The organism is Alcanivorax sp. 97CO-5, from assembly GCF_000524665.1.
Classification (GTDB): Bacteria; Pseudomonadota; Gammaproteobacteria; order Pseudomonadales; family Alcanivoracaceae; genus Alcanivorax; species Alcanivorax borkumensis.
On record NZ_KI965907.1, the window covers coordinates 70,310 to 92,727 of the forward strand.

The window sequence follows — 22,418 nt, forward strand, 5'->3', positions numbered from 1 at the left end:
GGCTATCGGTGTGTTCATGGTCGCAAGATGCGCCCACTTTCCAAGTCAATAATGGTAGAGGGTTTGGCTGCCCGGTCACAGGCACCACTGACAATAAAGTCGAGCTGGTTACCCAGCTGGCGAGCCACCTGATAACGATTACGCGCTGCCGGGCGGCCACTGATGTTGGCACTGGTGGAAATGATCGGCTGACCGGCCAGCTGGCATAACTGCCGCGCCAACGGGTGGTCCGGCACCCGCACCGCCACCTTACGGTGCTCCCCTCGCACCCAGGCAGGCAAGCGATCACTAGCATCAACCAGGTACGTTATCGGAGCCGGCCATTTTTTCTCCAACTGAGCCGATTGCTGTTCGTTCAGGTGCAAATACGGCGCCAACTGCGCCAAGCTCTCACCAATCAGAATCAGCCCTTTGCTCACCGGCCGATGTTTGATGGCTAGCAACTGCATAACCGCGTTTCGGTTAAAAGGGTCGCAGCCCAGACCATAAACGGACTCGGTAGGATAGGCCACAACGCCGCCTTCCTGAATGATCTGTGCCGCACTGAGCAGATGCTGATCCATGACAAAGCCCTGAAAGCAAAAGCGGCAAATTACCCTGCACAGCTCAGGGACTCAAGCGTGGGAATCCATGGAAAGACCTTGCCTGCTCAATCTTCGCTACCCTGACGCTTAAGATACCCGCCAGCCACCCGTTCCACCCAGCCCTCCAGCTCCAAATCCGCCAACTGCCCAGCGAGCGCCGCGACCGGCAAGCCAGTCCGCTCCTGTAGCGCGTCAAGAGAATTAACCCCACTGGTGAGCTGGGTCAGCAATGCTGGCGCTTCGCAGTGAATCCCGGCGGCCTCGACACTACGCTGAAAATCACCAAAAGCCTGAAATATATCGTCCACGGACTCCAGCCAGCTGGCGCCATCACGCAGTAGCTGGTGGCATCCCTTGCTGAGCGGATTATGGATGCTGCCCGGAATCGCAAAGACCTCTCGGTTTTGAGCCAGCGCGGTACGTGCAGTAATCAACGAACCACTTTTAATGGCGGCCTCCACCACAATAGTCGCCAGGCTGAGACCGCTGATAACACGATTACGCATTGGGAACTGTGCCGGAAGCGGACGCGCGCCCGGCGCGAATTCCGACACCAGCGCACCCCCAGTATCCACAATTTCTTCAGCCAACGAACCGTTACGGGGCGGGTAGATGCGATCCGGGCCATTACCCATTACTGCCACCGAGCGCCCAGCACTGACCGCACCACGATGTGCCGCAGCATCAATACCCAACGCCAACCCACTAGCAATTACAAATCCACTTGCCGCCAGTTTGCGAGCAAATCGGCGGCTATTATCTAGGCCATCGGCAGACGCATTACGCGCCCCCACGATCGCCAGAGCCGGTGAATTCAACGCCTCTACGTTACCGCGCACGGCGATTACGCCAGGAGGATCATGAATCTGTGCTAATAACGGCGGGTAATCTTCATCACCAAACGCAATCCAGCGCCAACCTTGTCCGCTCAATTGCTCATAATACGCCTGGAGATTACCCGTATTGTCCAACAGGCTGGCTCGCTCTTTCAGGCCGGCCGGTAACAGAGGAAGAAAATCAGAGGCCGCAGCAGAGACGCTCCGGTGTTGTTTCAAAGCGCGCCCCAAGGCCGCTGAAGAGGGGGAAAACAACGCCTGCAATAGAAGGCGCTTAAATTGTCCGTCCATTCGCCCACCTCCTTGTGTGCGTTGACGGTTTATCAGGCGTCGAAACGCCGGCGGTGAGCGCTACCGCATAGGAATCAGTAACTACCCGCCGGACTTTCAGCGATGTCGTTCATGTAAATAGGTCGAGTGGACTCCATAATCAAGCTGTAGCTGACCTTATCGAAAACCCGGAAGATCACCATGGAACCCGTTCTCTCGCGGGGCAGCTGAACCATGTCACCCTGCTGACGATCACGAACCACTTCGCCCTGACCATATATATCCAACACATTGCCTTCTTTCAGACCATCACGCAGGCCCTTGTTAATCACTACTACGTCGTTACGGGCCACACTGTTAAGACGATCGAAGAAGCGAATCACTTTCGCCTCAATCTTAGTATCTGGTGCAGACGGGTACAGTACGGCTCGAACACGGCGATCTTCCGTGGAGAACAGGCGGTCATCAATTCGCAGATCCTCACTGGAGTCGGTGACTCGTAGAGAAATCATGTCGTCATCGTGGCTGGACACTCGACCGAGGCCGATTTGACGAGCTTCGTAGCCCAGCACCTCATTGGTATCCGGGTCCACGTACTGTTCACCGGTCCGATAAAAACCGTAGCCCTGCTCCAAACCTTCCCATTGCGTTTTAGTGTCACGGGCATAGACCGTATCGCCTTCACCGAAGATGACACGTCGATCACGGCCACCCACCAGATAAGGCGCTTCAATGATTTCCTGGCGATCGACCACCAGCCCTTCCTTCAGATAGGACTGGATGGCACTAGCCGGAATAGCAGGAATAGCCTGGTCATTGGCAATTTCACGCACCCGCGGGGTGAGTTTCACTGTACCATTGGACATCACGGTCTCTTCCACGCCCCGCTTCACCGAAAGGCGCGGTTCACCGTCAACATAGGAAAGGCGGATTTCGTCACCGGGATATATCAGGTGAGGGTTACTGATTTCCTCATTAATCTGCCAGATTTCTGGCCATTGCCACGGTTCTTGTAAAAAACGGCCGCTGATATCCCAAAGGGTATCGCCGTTTTTCACGAAATACTTGCTGGGGTGCCCATCTTTGAGCACCACCGCTGCGGAGGCCATACCAGACACCGCCAGCACCAGGCCAAAGGTCAAGGCGCGCTGGACCGATTTCATCATCATCGGATTCCTTTTATCATTATTGGACTCATCCCCGAGAGCGACCGCGACCCCTTTATTGTAGACGCGGTTCCTTTTGGATATTAGCAATGCGATCATATATTTAGCAACCGAAATTCGAGTACTACTGCAACTTCTGAGAAGGTACATGGCTAAACTGGAAATACTGGAATTCCCCGATCCCCGGCTACGCACAGTAGCAAAGCCGGTGGAAAAGGTAGATGACGAGCTTCGCAAACTGATCGACGACATGTTCGAAACCATGTATGCGGCCCCAGGAATCGGCCTAGCAGCCACCCAAGTTGATGTGCATATCCAGCTGATCGTTATGGATCTGTCTGAAGATCACAATAAACCCATGGTATTCATCAACCCGCAGATCACCCCTCTCACCGAAGAACAGGCCCCGTACGAAGAAGGCTGCCTGTCGGTGCCCGGGTTCTACGAAAAGGTGACTCGCCCGGCACGGGTGCGCATTAATGCTTTGGACCGTGACGGCAACGCTTTTGAAGTGGAGGCAGACGAACTGCTCGCCACCTGTATCCAGCATGAAATGGATCATTTGGACGGCAAGCTGTTTGTGGACTACGTTTCCCGCCTGAAGCGAGACCGCATTAAGAAGAAGCTGGAAAAGATTCACCGGCAGCAGGGCTGAATTGAGAATTTAAATTTTAAAAGCGCGAAACAGCTTCCAAGGTAACGAACCGTCGTACCCGCGATTTCAACCTTACCGCGCGGCCATGACCTTAAACGTGAATTGCCTGAAGAGATGCCCGCTTGCGCTTTCAGCTTTGCTCTAGCCACGCATCTCCACCATTGACACTAACCGACCTAAAGGCCATTTTTTGAAACCCTTACGTCTCGCCTTCGCCGGCACCCCGGATTTCGCCGCCGCCAGCCTACAGGCCGTGCTGGATAACGGTCATCAGGTTGTGGCAGTGCTTACCCAGCCGGATCGCGCCGCCGGGCGCGGCAAGAAACTGCAGCAAAGCCCGGTCAAACAACTGGCCCATAGCCAAGGCATTACCGTACTGCAGCCGGAAAACCTCAAGGGCGAAGCCATTCACCAGCAGCTGCGTGACCTAAACCTGGATGCACTAGTAGTGGTGGCCTACGGCCTGATCATTCCTCAAGCAGTGCTGGACATGCCGCGGCTGGGCTGCCTGAATGTGCACGGCTCGCTATTGCCGCGCTGGCGCGGTGCCGCGCCCATCCAGCGGGCCATTACCGCTGGCGACACGGAAACCGGCAACACCATTATGCAAATGGAAGCCGGGCTCGATACCGGCCCCATGCTGCTGAGTGAATCACTGCCCATCGGCGATAGCGAAACCGGCGGCGAACTGCATGATCGATTGGCCGCCCAAGGCGCTCGCCTGCTAGTCACCGTGCTGCAGGACCTAGAAAAGTACCTGGCCAACGCCACGCCACAACCAGATGAAGGCATCACTTACGCCCATAAGCTAAGCAAGGCCGAAGCGCGGCTGGATTTTCGCCTGCCCACACGCGCGCTCTACAATCGCATTCGAGCTTTCAATCCTTTCCCGGTGAGCTGGGTGCCGCTGAACGGTCAGCCCATGCGCATCTGGCGCGCCAGTGAAAGCCCACAACCGGCACAAGCAAATGATGAACCGGGCTATATTCTCAGCGTGGACGACCAAGGTATCCATGTGGCCACCGGTGATGGCAGCCTGATACTTGAAGAACTGCAATTGCCCGGCAAACGACGGATGGCGGTATCCGACCTACTACGAGGCAACCCCACCTTGTTTTCGGTAGGCGAACCGCTGGGCGATGCCATTATCAATGAATCTGGTGACCACTGTGGCAACGCCTGACCCGCGCCTGAGCGCGGTACGCGCGCTAAACCGGGTACTGCCAGGCAAGGGCGACGGCGAAAGTCTCCGCGAGGTACTGCGCGACTTCCCATTGCAAGGTAGCGACGGCGGACAAATGCGCGATATTTGCTTTGGCGTCTGCCGCCATTTGCGTCCTCTCAATCACTGGCTTAATCAACAGCTATCCAAACCCCTCAAGGGCAGCGCCCAACCGGTACGCCTAGCCTTGCTGGCGGGCCTCTACGAGCTATGGTTCAGCAACCGGCCGGCCCACGCCATCGTCAACGCCTACCCGCAGCTATGCCGAAAGCTGAAAGCCCCCTGGGCTGCGGGTCTTAGCAATGCGGTGCTGCGCAAAGCTAGCCAGATCACCCTTGAGCAAGCCGTGGCCGACGCCCCCATCAATATCCAGTTAAGCCTGCCGGACTGGCTGTTTAAACGCTGGGAAAAGGATTGGCCCAACAACGCCGACGCCATGGCCCGCGCCAACCTGCAAACGCCCCCATTTACCTTGCGAGTAAATCGGCAGCAGCAACAACGAGCTGATGCCATCGCCGCCTTGGGCGAAGGCGCCCGCGCCGGCTACATCGCCCCTTACAGCATTTACCTGCAGCCCGCCCGCCCGGTGCTCCAACTGCCCGGCTTTGAGCAGGGCGCCCTGTCCGTTCAGGACGAGGCCGCCCAGTTGCCTGCTGAATTGCTGCAAGCCCCGGCAAAGGGTCGCATCCTGGATGCCTGCGCCGCCCCCGGGGGCAAAACTGGTCAACTACGTGAGAAATTCCCAGCCGCAGATCTCTCTGCGCTAGAACTAGAAGGTAAACGGCTAGCGCGCATCCGCGAGAACCTGGCGAGGCTGGGCACCGACGTGACCCTGCTGCAGGGTGACGCCAGCGATCCGAAAACCTGGTGGGACGGCACCCCCTTTGATGCCATTTTGCTGGACGCGCCCTGCTCCGCCACTGGCATCCTGCGCCGCCAGCCAGATGTGAAGTGGCATCGCAAAGCCTCGGACATCGGTGTACTGGTTGATTTACAAGCGCGCATGCTGGATGCACTATGGCCCCTGCTCAAACCTGGCGGCATGCTGGTGTATGCCACCTGTTCGGTACTGCGAGACGAGAACGATCATCAGGTGCGTAACTTCCTGCAACGTCAGCCACAGGCTAGAGATGTGACGCCACGGCCGGAAGGGGCCACAATGGTGGACGCAGGGTGGCAACTGTTCCCGGAACAACTCGGTCCGGACGGTTTCTACTTGGCTTGCCTGCGTAAAGAATCGGGGGCCCAACTCAGTTCATGAAAATTATTATTCTCGGTGCTGGCCAAGTCGGCGGTACTCTGGCCGAAAACCTGGCCAATGAACGCAACGACATCACCGTCATCGACACCGATGATGAGCGCCTGCGCGAGCTGGGCGACCGGCTAGATATCGGCACAGTACGCGGCATGGGCTGCTACCCGGCCGTACTCAAGAATGCCGGCGCTGAAGATGCGGACATGCTCATCGCGGTGACCAACTCTGACGAGGTCAACATGATTGCCTGTCAGGTGGCCTACTCCCTATTCCGCACACCCTCCAAGATCGCCCGCATTCGTACCGCCCACTACACCAGCCGCTCGGAAAAACTGTTCAACGAAAATGCCCTGCCCATTGATGTAATCATCAGCCCCGAACAGGTGGTAACCGATTACATCAAGCGTCTGATTGAACACCCAGGTGCCCTGCAGGTAGTAAACTTTGCCGGCGGCCGAGTACAACTGGTCGCTGTGCGGGCCTATTACGGCGGCCCACTGGTGGGCAACGAATTACGCGAATTGCGCACACACATGCCCAACGTGGATACCCGCGTGGCGGCTATTTTCCGTCGTGGCCGCCCCATCATCCCGGAAGGCAACACGGTTATCGAAGCCGATGATGAAGTGTTTTTCATCGCTGCCAAAAATGATATCCGTGCCGTTATGAGTGAACTGCGTCGGTTAGAACATAACTACAAGCGCATCATTATCGCTGGCGGCGGCAATATTGGTTACCGCCTAGCCAAAACTATTCAGCATCGCTACAACGTTAAAGTCCTTGAGCGCATGCCCAAACGGGCTGAATGGCTGGGTGAAAAACTACACCAAACAGTGGTGCTGCAAGGGTTGGCCACCGACCGAGACGAACTACTCAAAGCCAACATCGAAAACACCGATGTATTCTGCGCGCTGACCAACGATGACGAAGCCAACATCATGGCCTCACTGCTGGCAAAACGACTGGGCGCTCGTAAAGTGATGACCTTGATTTCCAACCCGGCCTATGTAGATCTGGTACAAGGGCATGACATTGACATCGCCATCTCGCCTCAGCAGTCCACCATTGGTAGTCTGCTTAGCCATGTGCGCCGAGGCGATGTAGTCAATGTTTATTCCCTTCGCCGGGGCGCGGCAGAAGCCATCGAAGCGATTGCCCACGGCGACGCCAAGTCATCCAAAGTGGTGGGGCGCGCCATTGATGAAATTGACCTGCCGGAAGGCACCACCATTGGTGCCGTAGTGCGCGGCGAAAAAGTGCTGATTGCCCACGACCATGTGGTGATCGAACCGAACGATCACGTCATTCTGTTCCTGATCGATAAACGCCGAACCCGAGACGTGGAAAAACTATTCCAGGTCGGCTTTACGTTTTTTTAGGAAACGCATGCACGCAAAAACGCAAAAATGCACTACGCACAAGCAAAGCCGTGGCTTCATCAGGTTGCCGCGTGATGCGTGGTCCGTGCCGGTTTGCCAGCAGGTACCCTCATGCACTTCGCGTTAATTTCGAAAATCCTCGGCCTGCTGCTCGTCGTCTTCAGCTTTACCATGATGCCGCCAGTGGCAGTGTCATATTGGTATCAGGAAGGCAGTGAAACCCCCTTTCTAATTTCCTTTGTGATTACCCTAGCGCTTGGGTTGAGCCTTTGGCTGCCGTTCTTTCGTAATAAATCAGAGTTACAGACCCGTGACGGCTTCCTGGTGGTCACTCTTTTCTGGTCGGTACTGGGTGTAATCGGGGCACTACCGCTAATCATCAGCGATGACGTGCCGGTGGGATTCACCGATGCGGTATTCGAATCCATATCCGGCCTAACCACCACCGGCGCCACCATTCTGTCGGGAATCGATTTCCTGCCCAAATCCATTCTGTACTACCGCCAGCAGCTGCAGTGGCTCGGCGGCATGGGCGTAGTAGTATTAGCCGTAGCGATTTTGCCCATGCTTGGCATCGGCGGCATGCAGCTATACAAGGCCGAAATTCCCGGCCCCATGAAAGATACCAAACTGACCCCGCGCATTGCGGAAACCGCCAAGGCGCTTTGGTTTATCTATCTGTTCATTACCATTGCTTGCGCCGTCCTTTACTGGGCGTTTGGCATGACTGTTTTTGATGCCATCTGCCACAGCTTTAGTACCGTCGCCACCGGAGGCTTTTCCACCCACGATGCCTCCATGGCCTACTGGGATAATGCCCTTATCGATTGGACAGCCACCATTTTTATTCTTATCGGCGGGCTCAACTTCGCCTTGCACTTTGCCGTATGGCGAGGCCGGTCACTGCTGGCTTATCTACGAGACCCAGAGTTCCGCTTTTTCATCGGCTTATTCCTGATCTACACCGCCATCATTACTGTCGGCCTGCTGTTCTTTCATTATGATTTTACCGTGGATGACGCCCTGCGCCATTCCGCCTTCCAAGTAGCCTCGTTCAGTACCGGTACCGGGCTGACCAGCACCAACGCTGCAGCCTTCCCTGGGTTTATTCCCTTCTTGTTGGTATTTACCAGCTTTATTGGCGGCTGTGCCGGCTCAACCGGCGGCGGCATGAAAGCCGTACGCGCAGCGCTGGTTTACCACCACAGCATTCGCGAACTACGTCGACTCATTTACCCCAACGGCGTGTTTGCTTTGCGCTTCGGACGTCAAACGATTCCCGACAGGGTGCTCCAAGCAGTATGGGGCTTTGTGGGTGTTTATATCGCTATTTCGGTTATTTTTACCCTACTGTTTACTATGACCGGCATGGACCTAACCACTGCTGTCAGCGCCGTGGCGGCCAGCCTCAACAACCTAGGAGTGGGTATCGGCCAGGTAGGTGGCGGCTTTGCCAATATCACCGACAGCGCCAAATGGATGATGACCGTACTAATGGTCGCCGGACGGCTGGAAATCTTTACTCTACTAGTGCTATTCACGCCGATGTTCTGGAAGCAGTAACACAAACTGCAACTAATCGTAACACTACGAGCACCCACCAAAGCCTCTCCCCACCCTCTTTAGTATGCGTATACAACGCTGAACGGGCTTTCTATCGCTATAGGCTTACATAACCCTCCCTTTTTAAGCCCGATTAGTTATCTTCCGCTCTCCATTGATGCCATAAAGGAATAAAAATACATCAAGTCAAAATTAACCCGTTTTCAAACCATTCTTTTAATGCCCTTAATAACAATAACTTAAACATAAAACAGCAATAGTTTCGCTTCATCATCTCTTGCGAATACCATTCAAGTATATAAACAAAGGGGGGAGGCACTTAAAATTTATAAGTAGCGACAGTCCAAATGTGATTTGGTTTACAGAAGGTTACGTTAAATAACCTAACAACAACATTTGGAGTACAAAAATGAACAATTTCACTCGCATCATATCCATCGCCGCTATCAGCGGCATCAGCTCAATCGCCATAGCCAACACCGGTGAAGTAATTTTCAACGGGGTGGTCAGCGACACAACGTGCACGTTGGATGTCTCCCAACAAGGGATCGCCCAAGCAGATAACACCGTCACTCTGGATCCAATTACTACCGCCGAGTTCCTAGCTTCAGATACCGCCTACAAGGCAACCGGGTTCTCCCTTGTTGCTACAGATGCAGGCTCTGCGACATGTAATCTGACCGGCAAAGGCGCCTCCGTACAGTGGACGGGTCAACTTTATGTCGGTCATAACATCCTGCAGAACATCGCTACTGGCGGTGCTGCCAATGTTGGCATGCAGCTACTTGAATCTGATGGCACAACACCAGTAACCATTAATGGCACTCCAGCGACCATTGCCGATGCCTCAGGTGCGAGTCTTGACTTTAATGTAGCCTACGCTGCCACCGACGCTACCGCGGTAACAGAGGGCCAAGTCCGCTCCATCGCCAACTACTCAATTGTTTTTAACTGAGTGAAGCACAGGGGGGAGGCCTGCCTCCTCCCCTTTACGGCGAAGGGCGTCCCAAATGGCACATCAGAAGAAGAGATATGCGGTTAACTCTTTAGGGCTATTCATTCTGATTGCCTCAGCGCAAGCGGCTAATGCCGAGCAAGAGACTCAAACAACAACCCGTTTCACATCCCATTTTTTTGTCAACCAGAACAATACCAACATAGACATTAGTCACCTTGAAAAGGGGCAAGGTCTGATACCGGGGATTTACCCTCTCAGCATTTCAGTTAACGGTACTCAAGTCACAGATACAGACGTGGAAGTCATCTCTCAAGAAAATGGCACAGCACCATGCATCACTCACCCTCTCGCTGTGCAATTGGGGATCAATACCGCCTACTATTCTCGTTACACAGATATAACCATGCGCTGCATCGATATAGCTGCTGCACCAAACAGTTTCTTAACACTGAACGCCAAACGCATGAATCTTGATATACGGGTCCCACAAATTGCATTAACCACAACCCGGCAGTTGATAGAGCCAAATTTATGGAATAAGGGTATCAACAACTTTCGGATGAACTATCTGGCTTCAGGAAGCAAGCAATCAAGAGACCAACAAAGCAGTAGGTCCCAATTTTATACTGACCTCAATCTGGGTGCAGATATCAATGGCATTCACTTTCGTAGCAACCTAAATTATTCAGACTCTACCGGACAAGAAGCTGACTGGCAGAGTAAAGAAAGCTATGCCTACACCGCAATACCCTCTTTGAGAAGCGAACTCACCGCGGGGGAAACCTTTCTTCGCAGCAATCTCATCGACGGGTTTGCCTTTACCGGAATCAGTCTAGGCACTGATCGCGCCATGCTAGAACCCCGATTTCAGGGTTATGCACCTGTCATTAGGGGCATTGCCCAGAGTAACGCCAGGGTATCAATTACGCAGAACAGCTATACCATTTATGAACAGTTTGTCCCACCGGGTGAATTTGCCATTGATGATATACCATCGCTGAGCAATGGCGACTTAACCGTCACTATTACTGAAGAAGATGGCTCGCAAAAACGTTTTGTTCAGCCCTACACTCAAATCCCGAATCTAGTCAGACCGGGGCTATGGGAGTATGCAATTACAGCAGGCAAATATCGTAACGATAATACCGACGAGCCTTGGTTCATCAATGCTGAAATCAGCCATGGTTTGGATAACGATGTTACCTTATTTGGCGCAAGCCTAGTAAGCCAAGAGTATTCGATACACACCATGGGAGTAGGCTTCAACCTGGGCAAACTGGGTGGATTTTCTGTGGATGCATCCAGATCATATTTCCGCCCCGACGAAATTGGAAAAGATGCGGATGGTAACAGTTACAGTTTTTTCTATGCCAAATCCCTAACCCGATCCACCAATATTCAGATTCTCGGTTATCGTTATTCTACCGAGGGGTTTCGCACCTTTAATGAAGCGGTAATCGAATCGAACGGCAGCATTATTTCGCAAAGAAAAAGTCGGACAGAAGCCACGCTCACCCAAAGTTTAGGAAGTTATGGCTCACTATACGTCACAGGGTCTCAGGAAAAATATTGGAAAACCAAAGGGGAGAGAAATTTTCTTGTTAGCGGTTACAGCAATAATTATAAGGATATGAACTATAGCTTATCTTTCTCACACAACGAAAACCTGAACGGTAAGCGTGACAATACCGTTAGCATCAGCGCCAGCCTGCCTTTGGGTTCGAAAAACAGGCGCCCCACTTATATCAATTATCAGCAAACCCACAGCGATGCCGGGACAGACTTCAATGCAGGCATATCAGGATTACTTTCCGATGAGCGTTTCTCATACAACGTAACCAGCGGCAGAAGCAACGACGACCTTGTAGAAAGCTCAGCTCGGCTATCTTATTCCGGTCAAAGCACAGGGATCACCGCTGGCACCTCACATAGCAAGTACCATGATCTTTACTTTGCTCAGGCAGGCGGCTCAGTTCTTGTTCATAAAGGTGGGATCATTTTCGGTCGCCGACTCGGCGAAACGGCGATCATTGCAGATACTGGAGGTGTAGAAGATGTTACCTTCCAAACCGGGGCTCTCCCTATAACCACCAACAGCAAAGGGATGGCTTTACTACCTCAAGTCCAACCCTACCGCCAGCAAGAAGTCTCCATGGATTTTTCCAAGCTTGATGCTAACCTGGAAACCAGTAATCGTAGCCACTTTATCACTCCCGAACGGGGTGCGGTGTCCCTTGCCAAGTTCAACATCTACCCAACCCAGCGGTTCCTGGTTCGTATAATGAGCGACAACGGTCAAGTCGCTCCTTTTGGCAGCCTTATTGTTGATGCTGGCGGTAACAATGTTTCCACTATTGATAGCAGCGGTTACGCGCTAATTAACCACACCCAGAATCAATCTAGTTATTTCATTCCCGGTACCGGTTGTACTTTCAGCCTGCCTGATCAAATTGAATCTGCGCCTGGCATTACGATCATTGATAAGCTGATATGTGTTACCAGCGGAGACAATTAATGAAAAAGACATTCATTTTTATCGTCGTTATCTTTATTTTTATCAGCAGCCACGCTCAAGCCGCTTTCGTGCTTGGCGGTACGCGAGTGGTCTACAACGCAGGCGACAATGACGTCACCCTCTCTGTTATGAATACCAGCTCGCTGCCCTATGCTGGGCAAGCATGGACTGATCCTTTCCATCAGGAAGCAGGAAATTCGATCCACAGCGACGCGCCGAATTTTGTTATTACCCCTCCGGTGTTTCGAGTAGAGCCAGGAGAAACCCAAAAACTACGTTTTATCCTGGCCACGCCCCCTCCAAGCGAAGAGGTGGAGTCAGTTTATTGGATCAATGTTCAGGAGATCCCACCGGAGCCTAAAAATTCCAACACGCTACAATTTGCTCAACGTATTCGGATCAAGCTTTTTTATCGGCCTGACGCACTAAATGAATTATCCGCCTCGGAGGCCCCGACATCCTTGAAAATCAGCCTCACCGAGGAAGGGGTGAGCATTAAAAACCCGGCCCCCTTTTCTGTTTCTTTTTTTTCTCCTCTACTGGAAGACAAGACGGGAAAAAAACATCCTCTAGACGAGTTATTAACCTTGCTACCTGGCGAGGAATTCATTGTTAAGTGCCAACCCTGTGGTTACACCCGATTCCATTTCCAAAGTATCAATGATTTCGGTGGCATTGATGACCATGAGCCGAGGGAGATCTCACCATGATTCGATTATTACTAGCCATCATGGGTGTTCTTTTTATGGGCTTATTTAGCCATTCGGCCAGTGCTGTCGGTTTCTGCCTGAACGGCCCCTTCGATCAGAACATCGTCTTTCAGAGATCATCAGGGTCCGTGGCCATTCCTGGCGATTCCTCTGACAGCTACTCTGTCGTCATTGAAGAAACATCAACCTATACCGGCTGTATTGCCGTTGGCCTCATCCCCACTATTTCCAGTGTCATCACCTCCCCTTTCACCAATACAGGAAATTTCCCACCGCCTTCAAGCGTATCGTTACCTGCTGGATTTAGTAGTCAAAGCGCATCGCGGTTACAAATTTCCCCTGGAGTACATCTACAAACTTTTTACAGCATTGAACGAGGCCCATTTATTCGCTATTGCGGACTCAATGGTAACGTTTGCTCTGGAGCGCTATTGAGCCTTGATGTTCTCTCCTCGATAACATTTCATACTTACACTGTTATCACATTTGATAACATGAACAACTTCATTGGTAGCAGCATCAATCAATCTGGCAAAATTGGTCTAATGGTAATGGAAACAGGCTTTCTAGGAAGTATCACTGTGAATCTTGAGGCCACCATCAACTACATTTTTGCTCGTTCAAGCTGCGACCTTTCCACTCCCTCACAAACCGTCACGCTGGACCCAGCAATGGCTTCCTCGCTAACACCCGGAAGCTATGTGTCCGCTACACCTTTTGATATTGATCTTTTTAACTGTGTGCCACCTCGCTCACTCTCAGATACAGGAAACAGCTTTTCCGGTTCGCTAATCCGGGTTGCCTTTCAACCCGCTTCTGGTCAGCTGGTAGCAGGTTCCATCACTGACCTCCGCCCCCTTGATCAAGGCATGCCCGGCGTTGCAGAAGGTGTCGCTTTTCAACTCAGGCAGCGCAGTACCGCTACTCCTGTCACACTGGATGGGCAAACCACGCTTACTGCCCCCCTTGGGACACGCAACCCTACCGATACCACGGAAACGTTCCAGCTGGAGGCGGGCCTGATAAAAGTGGACGGTGAGACAGTAACTGCTGGCAGCGTGTCTGGCGCGGTCACCTTCGAAGTCGAATACCGCTGACCCGAATCTTTCGGCTTCTCAAAATAAAAAAGCCTCGGCATAGTCGAGGCTTTTTTATTCAGCATTGATAAAGAACAGTTATCCGCATTAAGCGATATTGTTCACTCGCTTGCCATCGCGGAACAGTTGATCCAATTCACCCTCGTAATACGCTTCTACTCGAGGATTCATCACCTTTCTCCACAGTGGCGGTATCAAGGCCAACACATACATGGTGGCGTAACCTGCCGGCAACTGCGGACTTTCTTCATAATGGCGCAAGACTTGATAACGACGCTTGGCGTAAGCATGGTGGTCACTGTGGCGCTGTAGTTGAAACAGGGCCAAGTTAGTCAACAAGAAGTTGGAGTTCCAGCTATGTGCAGGTGTCACCCGCTCGAAACGCCCCTTGTCATTCACACGGCGATGCAAACCGTAGTGTTCAATGTAGTTAATGATCTCTAAGGCTAGGGCGGCAAAGAAACTCTGCCCCAGAAAGAACACCACCCCCTGCCAACCCCAAAGCAGTCCGAATGTGGCCGCGAACAACGCAGAAATGCTGTACCACCAGATAAGTTCATTATGAACACTAATGTTCTTCTTCCCTTTACGCTCCAGGTATTTTTTTTCCAGACTCCAGGCGTTAATGAAGTTATGTACAAACGCCTTGGGAAGAAAGTTATACAGACTTTGGTTATAACGGCTGGACGATGCGTCATCCGGGGTAGATACGTGGACGTGATGACCCCGTACATGCTCCACCTTGAAACCCGCATAGGTCACGCTAGACAGCAACAAACCACCCATCCAATTTTCCACTTTGGGATCTTTGTGGATCAACTCATGCCCCAAATTGATGGCGATAATGCCACCTACGGTGCCAATAGAGACAATCCAACCGATCTTGCCCAGCAGACCGTAGCCATTGTTCATGAAAATATGACCAGCGTAGAACAATACCGCGATCCATACGAAGCCCATGGCGATTGCAGAGACCCGGTAAAAAACTTCCTCACTCATAGTGGGAACCTGCACATCTTCACTGGGATTAGTCGGATCTTTACCCACCAAATAATCCAGTACCGGGATAATCCCGAAGATGAAGGCATACATAAACCAGGCCCAATAATCCTGCGTGCCACTTTCCACCCCCACGAAGGCAGAAAAAGGAACAAGCGGCACCATAATTGCCCAAAAAGCCAGGTAGCCATATTTTTTCATTTTTAGCATTACATCAGGATTCGTATTCTCGAACATGGCTCACACCTCGCTAGTTCAAGCCAAACAGTCACAGTCATCAATGTCACGGTGAGACTACCCATGAGTTCATGGATTGTCAAACAACTCAATTAATGAGATATTAGGCCCATGATGGATAATGGCCCAAATTAGACAAGGCCCCAGTAAGGACCCCACCATGTCGCTACAAGCCGTGAGCCTCAGTGAACAAATCGCCCGACATCTAAGCGAACAGATCATTACCGGCGAACTCGCCCCCGGCAGCCGGTTGCCGGAAAATGATCTTGCCAAGCAACTGGATGTGAGCACCAACTCACTCAGGGAAGCCTTTCGGCTCTTGGAAAAGCAGCACATAATTGAGCTTCAACCGCGCAAAGGCGCACGTGTTTGTGAGGTCACCGACAAGCAGGTACGCGATCTTTACGATTTCCTGTTTATGCTACTGTCAGGGCTCGCCGGGCAGGCCGCCGCCCGTTGGCAACCCGGCGATATCGAAGATTTAGTGGAAATGCTGCCACAGCTTGAGCAGCACTTTATGAATAACGATATGCGCTCTGCACATAAGCTAGCTTTCCATTTTGTGGAAATCGCCACCCGGCGCTTCGCCCATAACCGCTATTTGGCCAGCAACATTCTGAACCTCATCCCCCTCCTTAAACGCTATTCCTTTATCGCTCTGCAGGAAGATATCTCGGAATTCGATGTATCACTCCAGATTTTCAAGCGCCTGCAAGTCAATGTCGTCAGCCGCAACGTGGCCGATGCTGAAGCGGATATCCGCGAATACGGCGAGAATCAATGTCAAATCGTTCTGCGCGCCATTGCCAAACGCAATGTGGCTTAGCAAAGAAGCTAAAGGGTTAACCTTACGACGCCACGCATACAACGATTAAATAGCACCTTGTTTTCCTGGTGCCTCAGGCGCACTTCCCCCCTCGCTGATACCGACGCCGTAGACGACATTCTGCTAACGGCGGAGGAAGGGTATAGACCTTAACCCATACAGCATTAACACTGGCCTAGGTGACGAAACGGCTGCTGTTCCTCCAACTCAAAAGCCAACTCAATCAGAGTACGCTCATCACCAAGACGCCCATTCAGTTGTACTCCAATAGGCAGCCCATTTTCTGCTTTTCCAAGGGGGAGAGAGAGGCCCGGACTACCCGACGCGTTATTGGCAGGAGTGAAGGTAGAGTAGCGAAGTAGCCGTTCAAGCTGAGTGTCAAAATCCACATCAGCGCCAAGATACCCCAGTTCAGGGGTAGTATGGGCGAGCACAGGAGTAAGAACGACATCGTATTGGCTAAATACTTGGGCATAGTGGGCCTGGCTTTGTTTGAGTTGACGCAACATGCCGGGGGTCCTCACAAAGCGCTGTCGGTAATAGCGGGCCAGTCCCTGTGAGAGCGGGTCCAATTGCTTGCTATCGACCCCTTGGGGAAACAGGACCCGCCCGAATTTGCTCACAAAAAAAGCCAGCATGGCCCAGTAGAGCAAGAAATCATCCACGAAACGCCGCGGCAGATCGATATGGGCCACATCCACATGATGGCCCAGCCCAGCCAGCCGTTTACCCGTCGCCTCTACCGCTGCACGAGTCTGCGGGCACGTGGCGTCGCCGGCGATAGAATCCACCATCAGGCCAATACGTAGACGTTGCTTGCCAGGGCGACGAACGTGGCCGATAGGCGGCAGTTTGCGGTTACGGTAGTACTTTTCGGCTTCCGCAAAGAAATTGGCGGTGTCGCGCACGGTACGACTGAGTACGCCATCACTGATGATATTGATTGGCAAGGCTTTGCCAGCTTCCTGAGTAACCAAGCGACCACGAGTACTTTTCAAGCCCACCAAGCCGCAGACAGCGGCGGGGATGCGAATAGAGCCCCCACCATCGTTACCGTGGGCAATGGGCACAGCTCCAGCCGCCACTAAGGCTGCGCTGCCACCAGAGGAGCCGCCAGCAGAATACTTAAGGTGCCAAGGGTTACGAGTGGAGGAACCCTGGGCCCACTCCGTGGACGCAGTGAAACCAAAAGCCGGCAGGGTGGTTTTGCCTAGTATATTAAAACCTTGGGCCAGATATTGTTTGGCCAGCACGCTGGTTTTCTTCATGGGTTTAGCCCCAACCGCAGCACTGCCATGACCTGTAGGCAGCCCAGCCAAATCGATATTGTCTTTAATTAAGCTGGGAACACCGGAGAAAAAACCATTAAAGCCGCCTTCATTCGCTCTATCTCGGGCGTCGATGAATGTTTCCAAAGCCAAACCATTAATGGCAGGGTTAACCCGTTGCAAGCGGGCAATGGCGGCCTCCGTAACATCTTTAGTTGTGATGTGGCCTTTGCGCAAGCGTTCTGCCAAGGCCGTGGCGTCATCCGTGCCTAGGGCGTCATCACTAAAAGCATGCAGACGGTATTGGCTCATAGGGCTCTCGCGTGTTGAAAATACTATTGGTACGAATGTACCTTTTTGAGGCAAAGAAGACGGTGGCTGATTGGGCCAATCAGGCCTCTAATCACCCTCGGGCCCGTTCTACTCGTTTGTGCTGGGCAAGCAAATGGCGAGCCAGTGTTGTTAGCTCGGCAATGCTGCGAACCACAGCGTCAGGGCGATGGGGGTGTTTAACTGTATGTGGAAAGATCTTATCCAGCCATGCTTGATCCCAGTTAGCCCCATTATAGAAAACGGAAGTCACCCCAGCTTCCTTGGCCGCAATAACATCCGTGGTGCTGTCGCCTACATACCAGCAGCTTTCCGCGGGCGGTTTATCGAGGATTTTCATGGCTTCATATAGCATCTGAGGTGAAGGCTTACGCTCTTCGACATCGCTGCCGCATACCACCACATCAAACAGATCTTCCCAGCCGCTGCCGTCCACTAGAGCCAGTTCGTGTTCCAAAAATTCGCGTTTACGGTTGGAAATCAGGCCGAGCCGTATATTCAGCTGGCGAAGATGCTCAAGTTGCTCGCGAGTGTCCGGTTCTAGGGGGTGAACCTCTGCTACATATTTGCGATAGGCTTGATCAAAAACCCGGTGGGCACGCTCTTTAGCTTCCTGATCACTACCGAATAGCACTTCAAAAATGTCGGTGCGGGATATTTTTCGCTGGGAAACAATTTTGGGATGAAGTCGACGATGATCTTTAACGTAAATCAATAGCTTGGCATCTTCGATGGTCTTAGAGTCATCCGGATCCAGTAGCCGATTCCAAAGGTCAATTTCATGCAACTGAGGAAGAATATCATCTACCGCGTGATACATGGCGTCGTGGGTATCCACTAGGGTGGCATGCCAGTCAATGAGGATAACATCAGGGCGGGCATGGGGAAGTTGCAGAATGCTCATGATGACCTTGAATGTGAGAAGTGCGTGATTGTTGCTTATTTCCTTGTTGCTGTTTTGCCATGGCGTAGCGGTCTACTGCATCTAGACATCAACGTAGGGGGTAAAGTTGCCACTCTACGTGAGATGTCAGATGGCCAGGAAGCGACGTTTCTTTTCTTCTGATTTCAAACAGAAAACCACCAGGTTGATGCCCCATTCAGGCTACACCGTTCTCCACACCACTGCATCGTTGGAGGGGAACATCGAGCGCGCTACGATTATCTGGCATGAGAGAACGGCATTCTGTCGAAAAGCATTACCGCTCTGTTGGTATCAGGCAATCTGTAGCGTACGTATTGGAAGCCCCTTAACCAGCTTTCAACAGCCCGCTATATATGAACCGCGACGTTTGAGCTATTCGATTGCGGGGCTTACTCTCTACGCACAACGAGTCGTGGATTAGACTATGCCCAACAGTCCAAACCCAAACCTGATCATGAAGGCTCTGGGGCATACTTATGGACAACGATGCAAACCTTGAAACTCCAGAGCTCTTAAATCAAGACAGCCAGTTTGCCGTCGGTAAGTTCCAGCAACGGTTGTGGCTCTATCAGGTGAATGGCCACAATCAGTACGACCCTCACTCCTTCAACGCCCCATCTTCTCAACCAAAAAATCCACACACTGACGCACCTTCGGCGACAAATGCCGGTGGCGAGGGTAAACAACCCACACAGCGGTATGCGTGCAGGCGTACTGATCTAACACCGACACCAACTGACCACGCGCCAAGTCTTCCTCCACATAATAATCGGGTAATTGTGCCAGCCCGATGCCCTTGCGAGCCGCATCTAGCAAGGCGGCCCCAGAATTGCCTTTCCAGTTTCCCTGGACCTTGCTGTGGCGATGCTGGCCGTCCACATCAAAGGTCCACTGCTCCGACGAGCCCTGCAGACAATTATGGCCGCTTAACTCCCCCAACGTATGTGGGCGAGCATGGCGAGAAAAATAGCCCGGCGAGCCCACCACATATTCCCGTCGCGGGCAGAGCTTACGCGCAATCAGGGAGGAATCCGGCAAGGCCCCGGTGCGAATGGCTACATCGAAACCTTCATCCACGATGTCCACCCGCCGGTTGGTGAAATCCAGCTGCACGGATAATTGCGGGTGACGCGCCAGAAAGTCGTTCACCAGCGGCGCGATGAAACGCTCGCCAAAAGTGGTGGCGCAGGTCAGCCGCAACACCCCGGTGGGCTGTTGCTGGAAATCACTGATCGCATTCAGCGCCTCCTGAAACCCATCAAACAATTGGCAGCAATGCTCGAAATAGACCGTGCCCGCATCCGTGAGCGTTAACCGCCGGGTGGTGCGATACAAAAGCTGCGTCCCCAGCTGGGTTTCCAGCCGCGCCACCAACCGGCTCACATGGGAGCTGGACACGCCCAAGTGCCGGGCGGCCCGTGCAAATGAACCACCACGCACCACCTCCACAAAGGCCTCAATCCGGTCCCAATGCTGCATTGTTGCTCCTGAGCAATAATCTATTGCTGAATTGTGCCTTATTTCCCTATTGCATACCCAGTAGACTCAATGCTCGTTTAATTATGATCTGGAGACAGGGTATGAAATCGCGCGCCGCCGTGGCCTGGGAAGCAGGTAAACCTTTGGTTATCGAAGAAGTCGATGTGGCCGGCCCCAAGGCCGGCGAAGTGCTGGTACAGATCGTCGCCACCGGCGTCTGCCACACCGATGCCTACACCCTGTCCGGGAAAGATCCGGAAGGTCTATTCCCCTCCATCTTCGGCCATGAAGGCGCCGGCATCGTCCAGGAAGTGGGCGAAGGCGTCACCAGCCTGAAACCCGGTGACCATGTAATTCCGCTCTACACCGCCGAATGTCGCAAGTGTAAATTCTGCCTCAGCGGCAAGACCAACCTGTGCCAGGCCGTGCGTGCCACCCAAGGCAAGGGCCTAATGCCCGATAGCACCAGCCGCTTCTCTCTGAACGGCAAACTGCTGCACCATTACATGGGCACCAGCACCTTTTCTGAATACACCGTGGTGCCGGAAATTTCCCTAGCCAAGGTGAGCAAAGAAGCCCCGCTGGATAAAATCTGCCTGCTCGGCTGCGGGGTCACCACCGGTATTGGTGCCGTTCTTAATACCGCCAAGGTAGAAGCCGGCTCCACCGTGGCCGTATTCGGGCTCGGCGGCATCGGCCTGTCGGTGATTCAAGGCGCGGTGATGGCCAAGGCAGAGCGTATTATTGCCATCGACACCAACCCGGGCAAAGAAACCCTGGCGCGGCAATTTGGCGCCACCGACTTCATCAATCCCAAGGATTACAACGACTCTATTCAAGAAGTGATTGTCGAGCTCACCGACGGTGGCGTGGACTATTCCTTCGAGTGCATCGGCAATGTCAACGTGATGCGGTCTGCTCTGGAGTGCTGCCACAAAGGGTGGGGTGAATCCATTATTATTGGCGTAGCCGGTGCCGGTGAAGAAATCTCCACTCGCCCGTTCCAGCTGGTAACCGGTCGAGTCTGGAAAGGCTCTGCCTTCGGCGGCGTTAAAGGCCGCACAGAGCTGCCCGGTTATGTGGATCGTTACATGAAAGGCGAAATCAAGATTGATGAATTCGTTACCCACACCATGGGCCTGGAAGACATCAATACCGCCTTCGACCTACTTCACGAAGGCAAGAGCATTCGGTCCGTCATTCTTTTCTAGCCTTTACTGTGGCAGCCAGCCTGCTGGTGAAAATCGCTTGCAGGCGAGCTTCCACTACCGTTTTAGAGGGGTTTCCTCATGTCCGATATCGAACTGGTTTCTGCCACTAAATCCTTTGGTGGCTGGTTGAAACGCTATAAACATCACAGCCAGGCACTCAACTGCGAAATGATCTTTGCCCTCTACCTGCCTCCGGCAGCGGAGGGCAATGATGTGCCGCTACTGTGGTGGCTGTCCGGGCTAACCTGCACCGATGAAAATTTCATGCAGAAAGCCGGCGCTCACAGAACTGCAGCCGAACTAGGGCTGGCCATTGTTTGTCCGGATACCAGCCCGCGGGGCACAGACCTACCCGGTGAACACGACAGCTACGACTTTGGTTCCGGTGCCGGCTTCTATGTAAATGCCACCCAGTCGCCCTGGAGCCAGCACTACCGCATGTACGATTATGTAACGGAAGAATTGCCCGCGCTGGTTCAGGAACATTTCCCCCTCAACGGCAAGCAGGCCATCAGTGGTCATTCCATGGGCGGCCACGGCGCCCTGGTCTGTGCGATGAAGAACCCCGGCCGCTACACCTCAGTGTCGGCCTTTGCCCCGATCTGCAACCCCAGCCAATGCCCATGGGGCGAAAAAGCCCTAGGCGGCTATTTGGGTGAAGACAAGGAACGCTGGAAAGCGTGGGATAGCTGCGAGCTACTCAAACGCAGCGGCAGCCCGCTGCCGCTAATGGTAGATCAAGGAGACGCGGATAATTTCTACCGCGACGGCCAGCTTCGCCCGGAAGCATTAAGCGCCGCCTGCGAAGAAGCTGGCGTACCAATCACCCTACGCATGCAGCCCGGTTACGATCACTCCTATTTCTTTATCGCCAGCTTTATTGATGATCACCTCAGGTACCACTTTTATCACTTGAGCCAGTAAAGTCCGGCA

General features: G+C 53.0%; 19 protein-coding genes. 12 read left to right on the plus strand and 7 right to left on the minus strand.

All coding sequences use genetic code 11. The features are described from left to right. Positions 1–14: 14 nt before the first annotated feature. From Y017_RS13760 to Y017_RS13770, 3 genes are all read right to left on the minus strand, one after another. On the minus strand, positions 15–563 hold the full coding sequence (locus Y017_RS13760; protein ID WP_035461539.1) for an L-threonylcarbamoyladenylate synthase: 549 nt from the start codon (positions 561–563) through the stop codon (positions 15–17). 86 nt (positions 564–649) lie between these two features. Continuing rightward, on the minus strand, positions 650–1,711 hold the full coding sequence (gene dprA / locus Y017_RS13765; protein ID WP_011587431.1) for a DNA-processing protein DprA: 1,062 nt from the start codon (positions 1,709–1,711) through the stop codon (positions 650–652). Positions 1,712–1,785: 74 nt separating this feature from the next. Next, complete coding sequence (locus Y017_RS13770) at positions 1,786–2,856, minus strand: LysM peptidoglycan-binding domain-containing protein (protein WP_231483530.1); 1,071 nt, start codon at positions 2,854–2,856, stop codon at positions 1,786–1,788. 148 nt (positions 2,857–3,004) lie between these two features. Between Y017_RS13770 and def the strand changes: the two genes are divergently transcribed. The 9 genes from def (at position 3,005) to Y017_RS13815 (ending at position 14,210) form a co-directional block, all read left to right on the plus strand. Next, a complete protein-coding gene (gene def / locus Y017_RS13775) occupies positions 3,005–3,511 on the plus strand; it encodes a peptide deformylase (RefSeq protein WP_011587429.1) in 507 nt (168 codons plus the stop codon). A 190-nt stretch (positions 3,512–3,701) separates the two neighbouring features. Further along, positions 3,702–4,694 (plus strand): methionyl-tRNA formyltransferase, encoded by a 993-nt coding sequence (fmt, locus tag Y017_RS13780; RefSeq protein ID WP_035461541.1) that lies wholly within the window; start codon positions 3,702–3,704, stop codon positions 4,692–4,694. Then, on the plus strand, positions 4,651–5,994 hold the full coding sequence (gene rsmB, locus Y017_RS13785; protein ID WP_051428784.1) for a 16S rRNA (cytosine(967)-C(5))-methyltransferase RsmB: 1,344 nt from the start codon (positions 4,651–4,653) through the stop codon (positions 5,992–5,994). Before fmt ends, rsmB begins: the two co-directional genes overlap by 44 nt. Continuing rightward, a complete protein-coding gene (gene trkA / locus Y017_RS13790; RefSeq protein ID WP_011587426.1) occupies positions 5,991–7,367 on the plus strand; it encodes a Trk system potassium transporter TrkA in 1,377 nt (458 codons plus the stop codon). The genes rsmB and trkA overlap by 4 nt, the downstream gene beginning before the upstream one ends. A gap of 111 nt (positions 7,368–7,478) precedes the next feature. Next, the gene (locus tag Y017_RS13795) at positions 7,479–8,930 is read left to right on the plus strand and encodes a TrkH family potassium uptake protein (protein WP_011587425.1); all 1,452 of its coding nucleotides are present in this window, start codon (positions 7,479–7,481) and stop codon (positions 8,928–8,930) included. A gap of 409 nt (positions 8,931–9,339) precedes the next feature. Beyond that, on the plus strand, positions 9,340–9,885 hold the full coding sequence (locus Y017_RS13800) for a fimbrial protein (protein ID WP_035461544.1): 546 nt from the start codon (positions 9,340–9,342) through the stop codon (positions 9,883–9,885). Positions 9,886–9,940: 55 nt separating this feature from the next. Further along, complete coding sequence (locus Y017_RS13805) at positions 9,941–12,403, plus strand: fimbria/pilus outer membrane usher protein (RefSeq protein WP_035461546.1); 2,463 nt, start codon at positions 9,941–9,943, stop codon at positions 12,401–12,403. Beyond that, a complete protein-coding gene (locus Y017_RS13810; protein WP_050731492.1) occupies positions 12,403–13,113 on the plus strand; it encodes a molecular chaperone in 711 nt (236 codons plus the stop codon). Before Y017_RS13805 ends, Y017_RS13810 begins: the two co-directional genes overlap by 1 nt. Further along, positions 13,110–14,210: a fimbrial protein gene (locus tag Y017_RS13815; protein WP_035461548.1), complete on the plus strand. Its 1,101-nt coding sequence runs from the start codon at positions 13,110–13,112 to the stop codon at positions 14,208–14,210. The genes Y017_RS13810 and Y017_RS13815 overlap by 4 nt, the downstream gene beginning before the upstream one ends. An 87-nt stretch (positions 14,211–14,297) precedes the next feature. Here Y017_RS13815 and Y017_RS13820 read toward each other — a convergent pair whose 3' ends face one another. Continuing rightward, entirely contained in the window at positions 14,298–15,446 is a 1,149-nt protein-coding gene (locus Y017_RS13820) for an alkane 1-monooxygenase (protein WP_011587420.1), read from the minus strand. A gap of 160 nt (positions 15,447–15,606) precedes the next feature. On the opposite strand from Y017_RS13820, the gene Y017_RS13825 reads away from it, so the two are divergent. Further along, positions 15,607–16,272: a GntR family transcriptional regulator gene (locus Y017_RS13825; protein WP_035461551.1), complete on the plus strand. Its 666-nt coding sequence runs from the start codon at positions 15,607–15,609 to the stop codon at positions 16,270–16,272. A gap of 164 nt (positions 16,273–16,436) precedes the next feature. Here the strand turns inward: Y017_RS13825 and Y017_RS13830 are convergent, their stop codons facing one another. The 3 genes from Y017_RS13830 to Y017_RS13840 form a co-directional block, all read right to left on the minus strand. Next, positions 16,437–17,852: an amidase gene (locus tag Y017_RS13830; protein WP_035461553.1), complete on the minus strand. Its 1,416-nt coding sequence runs from the start codon at positions 17,850–17,852 to the stop codon at positions 16,437–16,439. A 91-nt stretch (positions 17,853–17,943) separates the two neighbouring features. Continuing rightward, a complete protein-coding gene (locus Y017_RS13835) occupies positions 17,944–18,774 on the minus strand; it encodes an HAD family hydrolase (protein ID WP_011587417.1) in 831 nt (276 codons plus the stop codon). Between the two features lie 627 nt (positions 18,775–19,401). Then, positions 19,402–20,274: a LysR family transcriptional regulator gene (locus tag Y017_RS13840; RefSeq protein ID WP_035461555.1), complete on the minus strand. Its 873-nt coding sequence runs from the start codon at positions 20,272–20,274 to the stop codon at positions 19,402–19,404. A gap of 101 nt (positions 20,275–20,375) precedes the next feature. Between Y017_RS13840 and Y017_RS13845 the strand changes: the two genes are divergently transcribed. Together Y017_RS13845 and fghA are read left to right on the plus strand one after the other, a co-directional pair. Beyond that, a complete protein-coding gene (locus tag Y017_RS13845; protein ID WP_035461558.1) occupies positions 20,376–21,485 on the plus strand; it encodes an S-(hydroxymethyl)glutathione dehydrogenase/class III alcohol dehydrogenase in 1,110 nt (369 codons plus the stop codon). A gap of 78 nt (positions 21,486–21,563) precedes the next feature. Beyond that, positions 21,564–22,409, plus strand: coding sequence for an S-formylglutathione hydrolase (gene fghA, locus Y017_RS13850; RefSeq protein WP_035461560.1), 846 nt, complete (start codon positions 21,564–21,566; stop codon positions 22,407–22,409). Positions 22,410–22,418: the final 9 nt, after the last annotated feature.

What these genes read in the sequence shown, in the direction of transcription:
- Y017_RS13760 (WP_035461539.1), bottom strand. Translation starts at nt 563, where the DNA reads ATGGATCAGCATCTGCTCAGTGCGGCACAGATCATTCAGGAAGGCGGC.
- dprA (WP_011587431.1), bottom strand. Translation starts at nt 1,711, where the DNA reads ATGGACGGACAATTTAAGCGCCTTCTATTGCAGGCGTTGTTTTCCCCC.
- Y017_RS13770 (WP_231483530.1), bottom strand. Translation starts at nt 2,856, where the DNA reads ATGATGAAATCGGTCCAGCGCGCCTTGACCTTTGGCCTGGTGCTGGCG.
- def (WP_011587429.1), top strand. Translation starts at nt 3,005, where the DNA reads ATGGCTAAACTGGAAATACTGGAATTCCCCGATCCCCGGCTACGCACA.
- rsmB (WP_051428784.1), top strand. Translation starts at nt 4,651, where the DNA reads ATGCCATTATCAATGAATCTGGTGACCACTGTGGCAACGCCTGACCCG.
- trkA (WP_011587426.1), top strand. Translation starts at nt 5,991, where the DNA reads ATGAAAATTATTATTCTCGGTGCTGGCCAAGTCGGCGGTACTCTGGCC.
- Y017_RS13795 (WP_011587425.1), top strand. Translation starts at nt 7,479, where the DNA reads ATGCACTTCGCGTTAATTTCGAAAATCCTCGGCCTGCTGCTCGTCGTC.
- Y017_RS13800 (WP_035461544.1), top strand. Translation starts at nt 9,340, where the DNA reads ATGAACAATTTCACTCGCATCATATCCATCGCCGCTATCAGCGGCATC.
- Y017_RS13805 (WP_035461546.1), top strand. Translation starts at nt 9,941, where the DNA reads ATGGCACATCAGAAGAAGAGATATGCGGTTAACTCTTTAGGGCTATTC.
- Y017_RS13810 (WP_050731492.1), top strand. Translation starts at nt 12,403, where the DNA reads ATGAAAAAGACATTCATTTTTATCGTCGTTATCTTTATTTTTATCAGC.
- Y017_RS13815 (WP_035461548.1), top strand. Translation starts at nt 13,110, where the DNA reads ATGATTCGATTATTACTAGCCATCATGGGTGTTCTTTTTATGGGCTTA.
- Y017_RS13820 (WP_011587420.1), bottom strand. Translation starts at nt 15,446, where the DNA reads ATGTTCGAGAATACGAATCCTGATGTAATGCTAAAAATGAAAAAATAT.
- Y017_RS13825 (WP_035461551.1), top strand. Translation starts at nt 15,607, where the DNA reads ATGTCGCTACAAGCCGTGAGCCTCAGTGAACAAATCGCCCGACATCTA.
- Y017_RS13830 (WP_035461553.1), bottom strand. Translation starts at nt 17,852, where the DNA reads ATGAGCCAATACCGTCTGCATGCTTTTAGTGATGACGCCCTAGGCACG.
- Y017_RS13835 (WP_011587417.1), bottom strand. Translation starts at nt 18,774, where the DNA reads ATGAGCATTCTGCAACTTCCCCATGCCCGCCCTGATGTTATCCTCATT.
- Y017_RS13840 (WP_035461555.1), bottom strand. Translation starts at nt 20,274, where the DNA reads ATGCAGCATTGGGACCGGATTGAGGCCTTTGTGGAGGTGGTGCGTGGT.
- Y017_RS13845 (WP_035461558.1), top strand. Translation starts at nt 20,376, where the DNA reads ATGAAATCGCGCGCCGCCGTGGCCTGGGAAGCAGGTAAACCTTTGGTT.
- fghA (WP_035461560.1), top strand. Translation starts at nt 21,564, where the DNA reads ATGTCCGATATCGAACTGGTTTCTGCCACTAAATCCTTTGGTGGCTGG.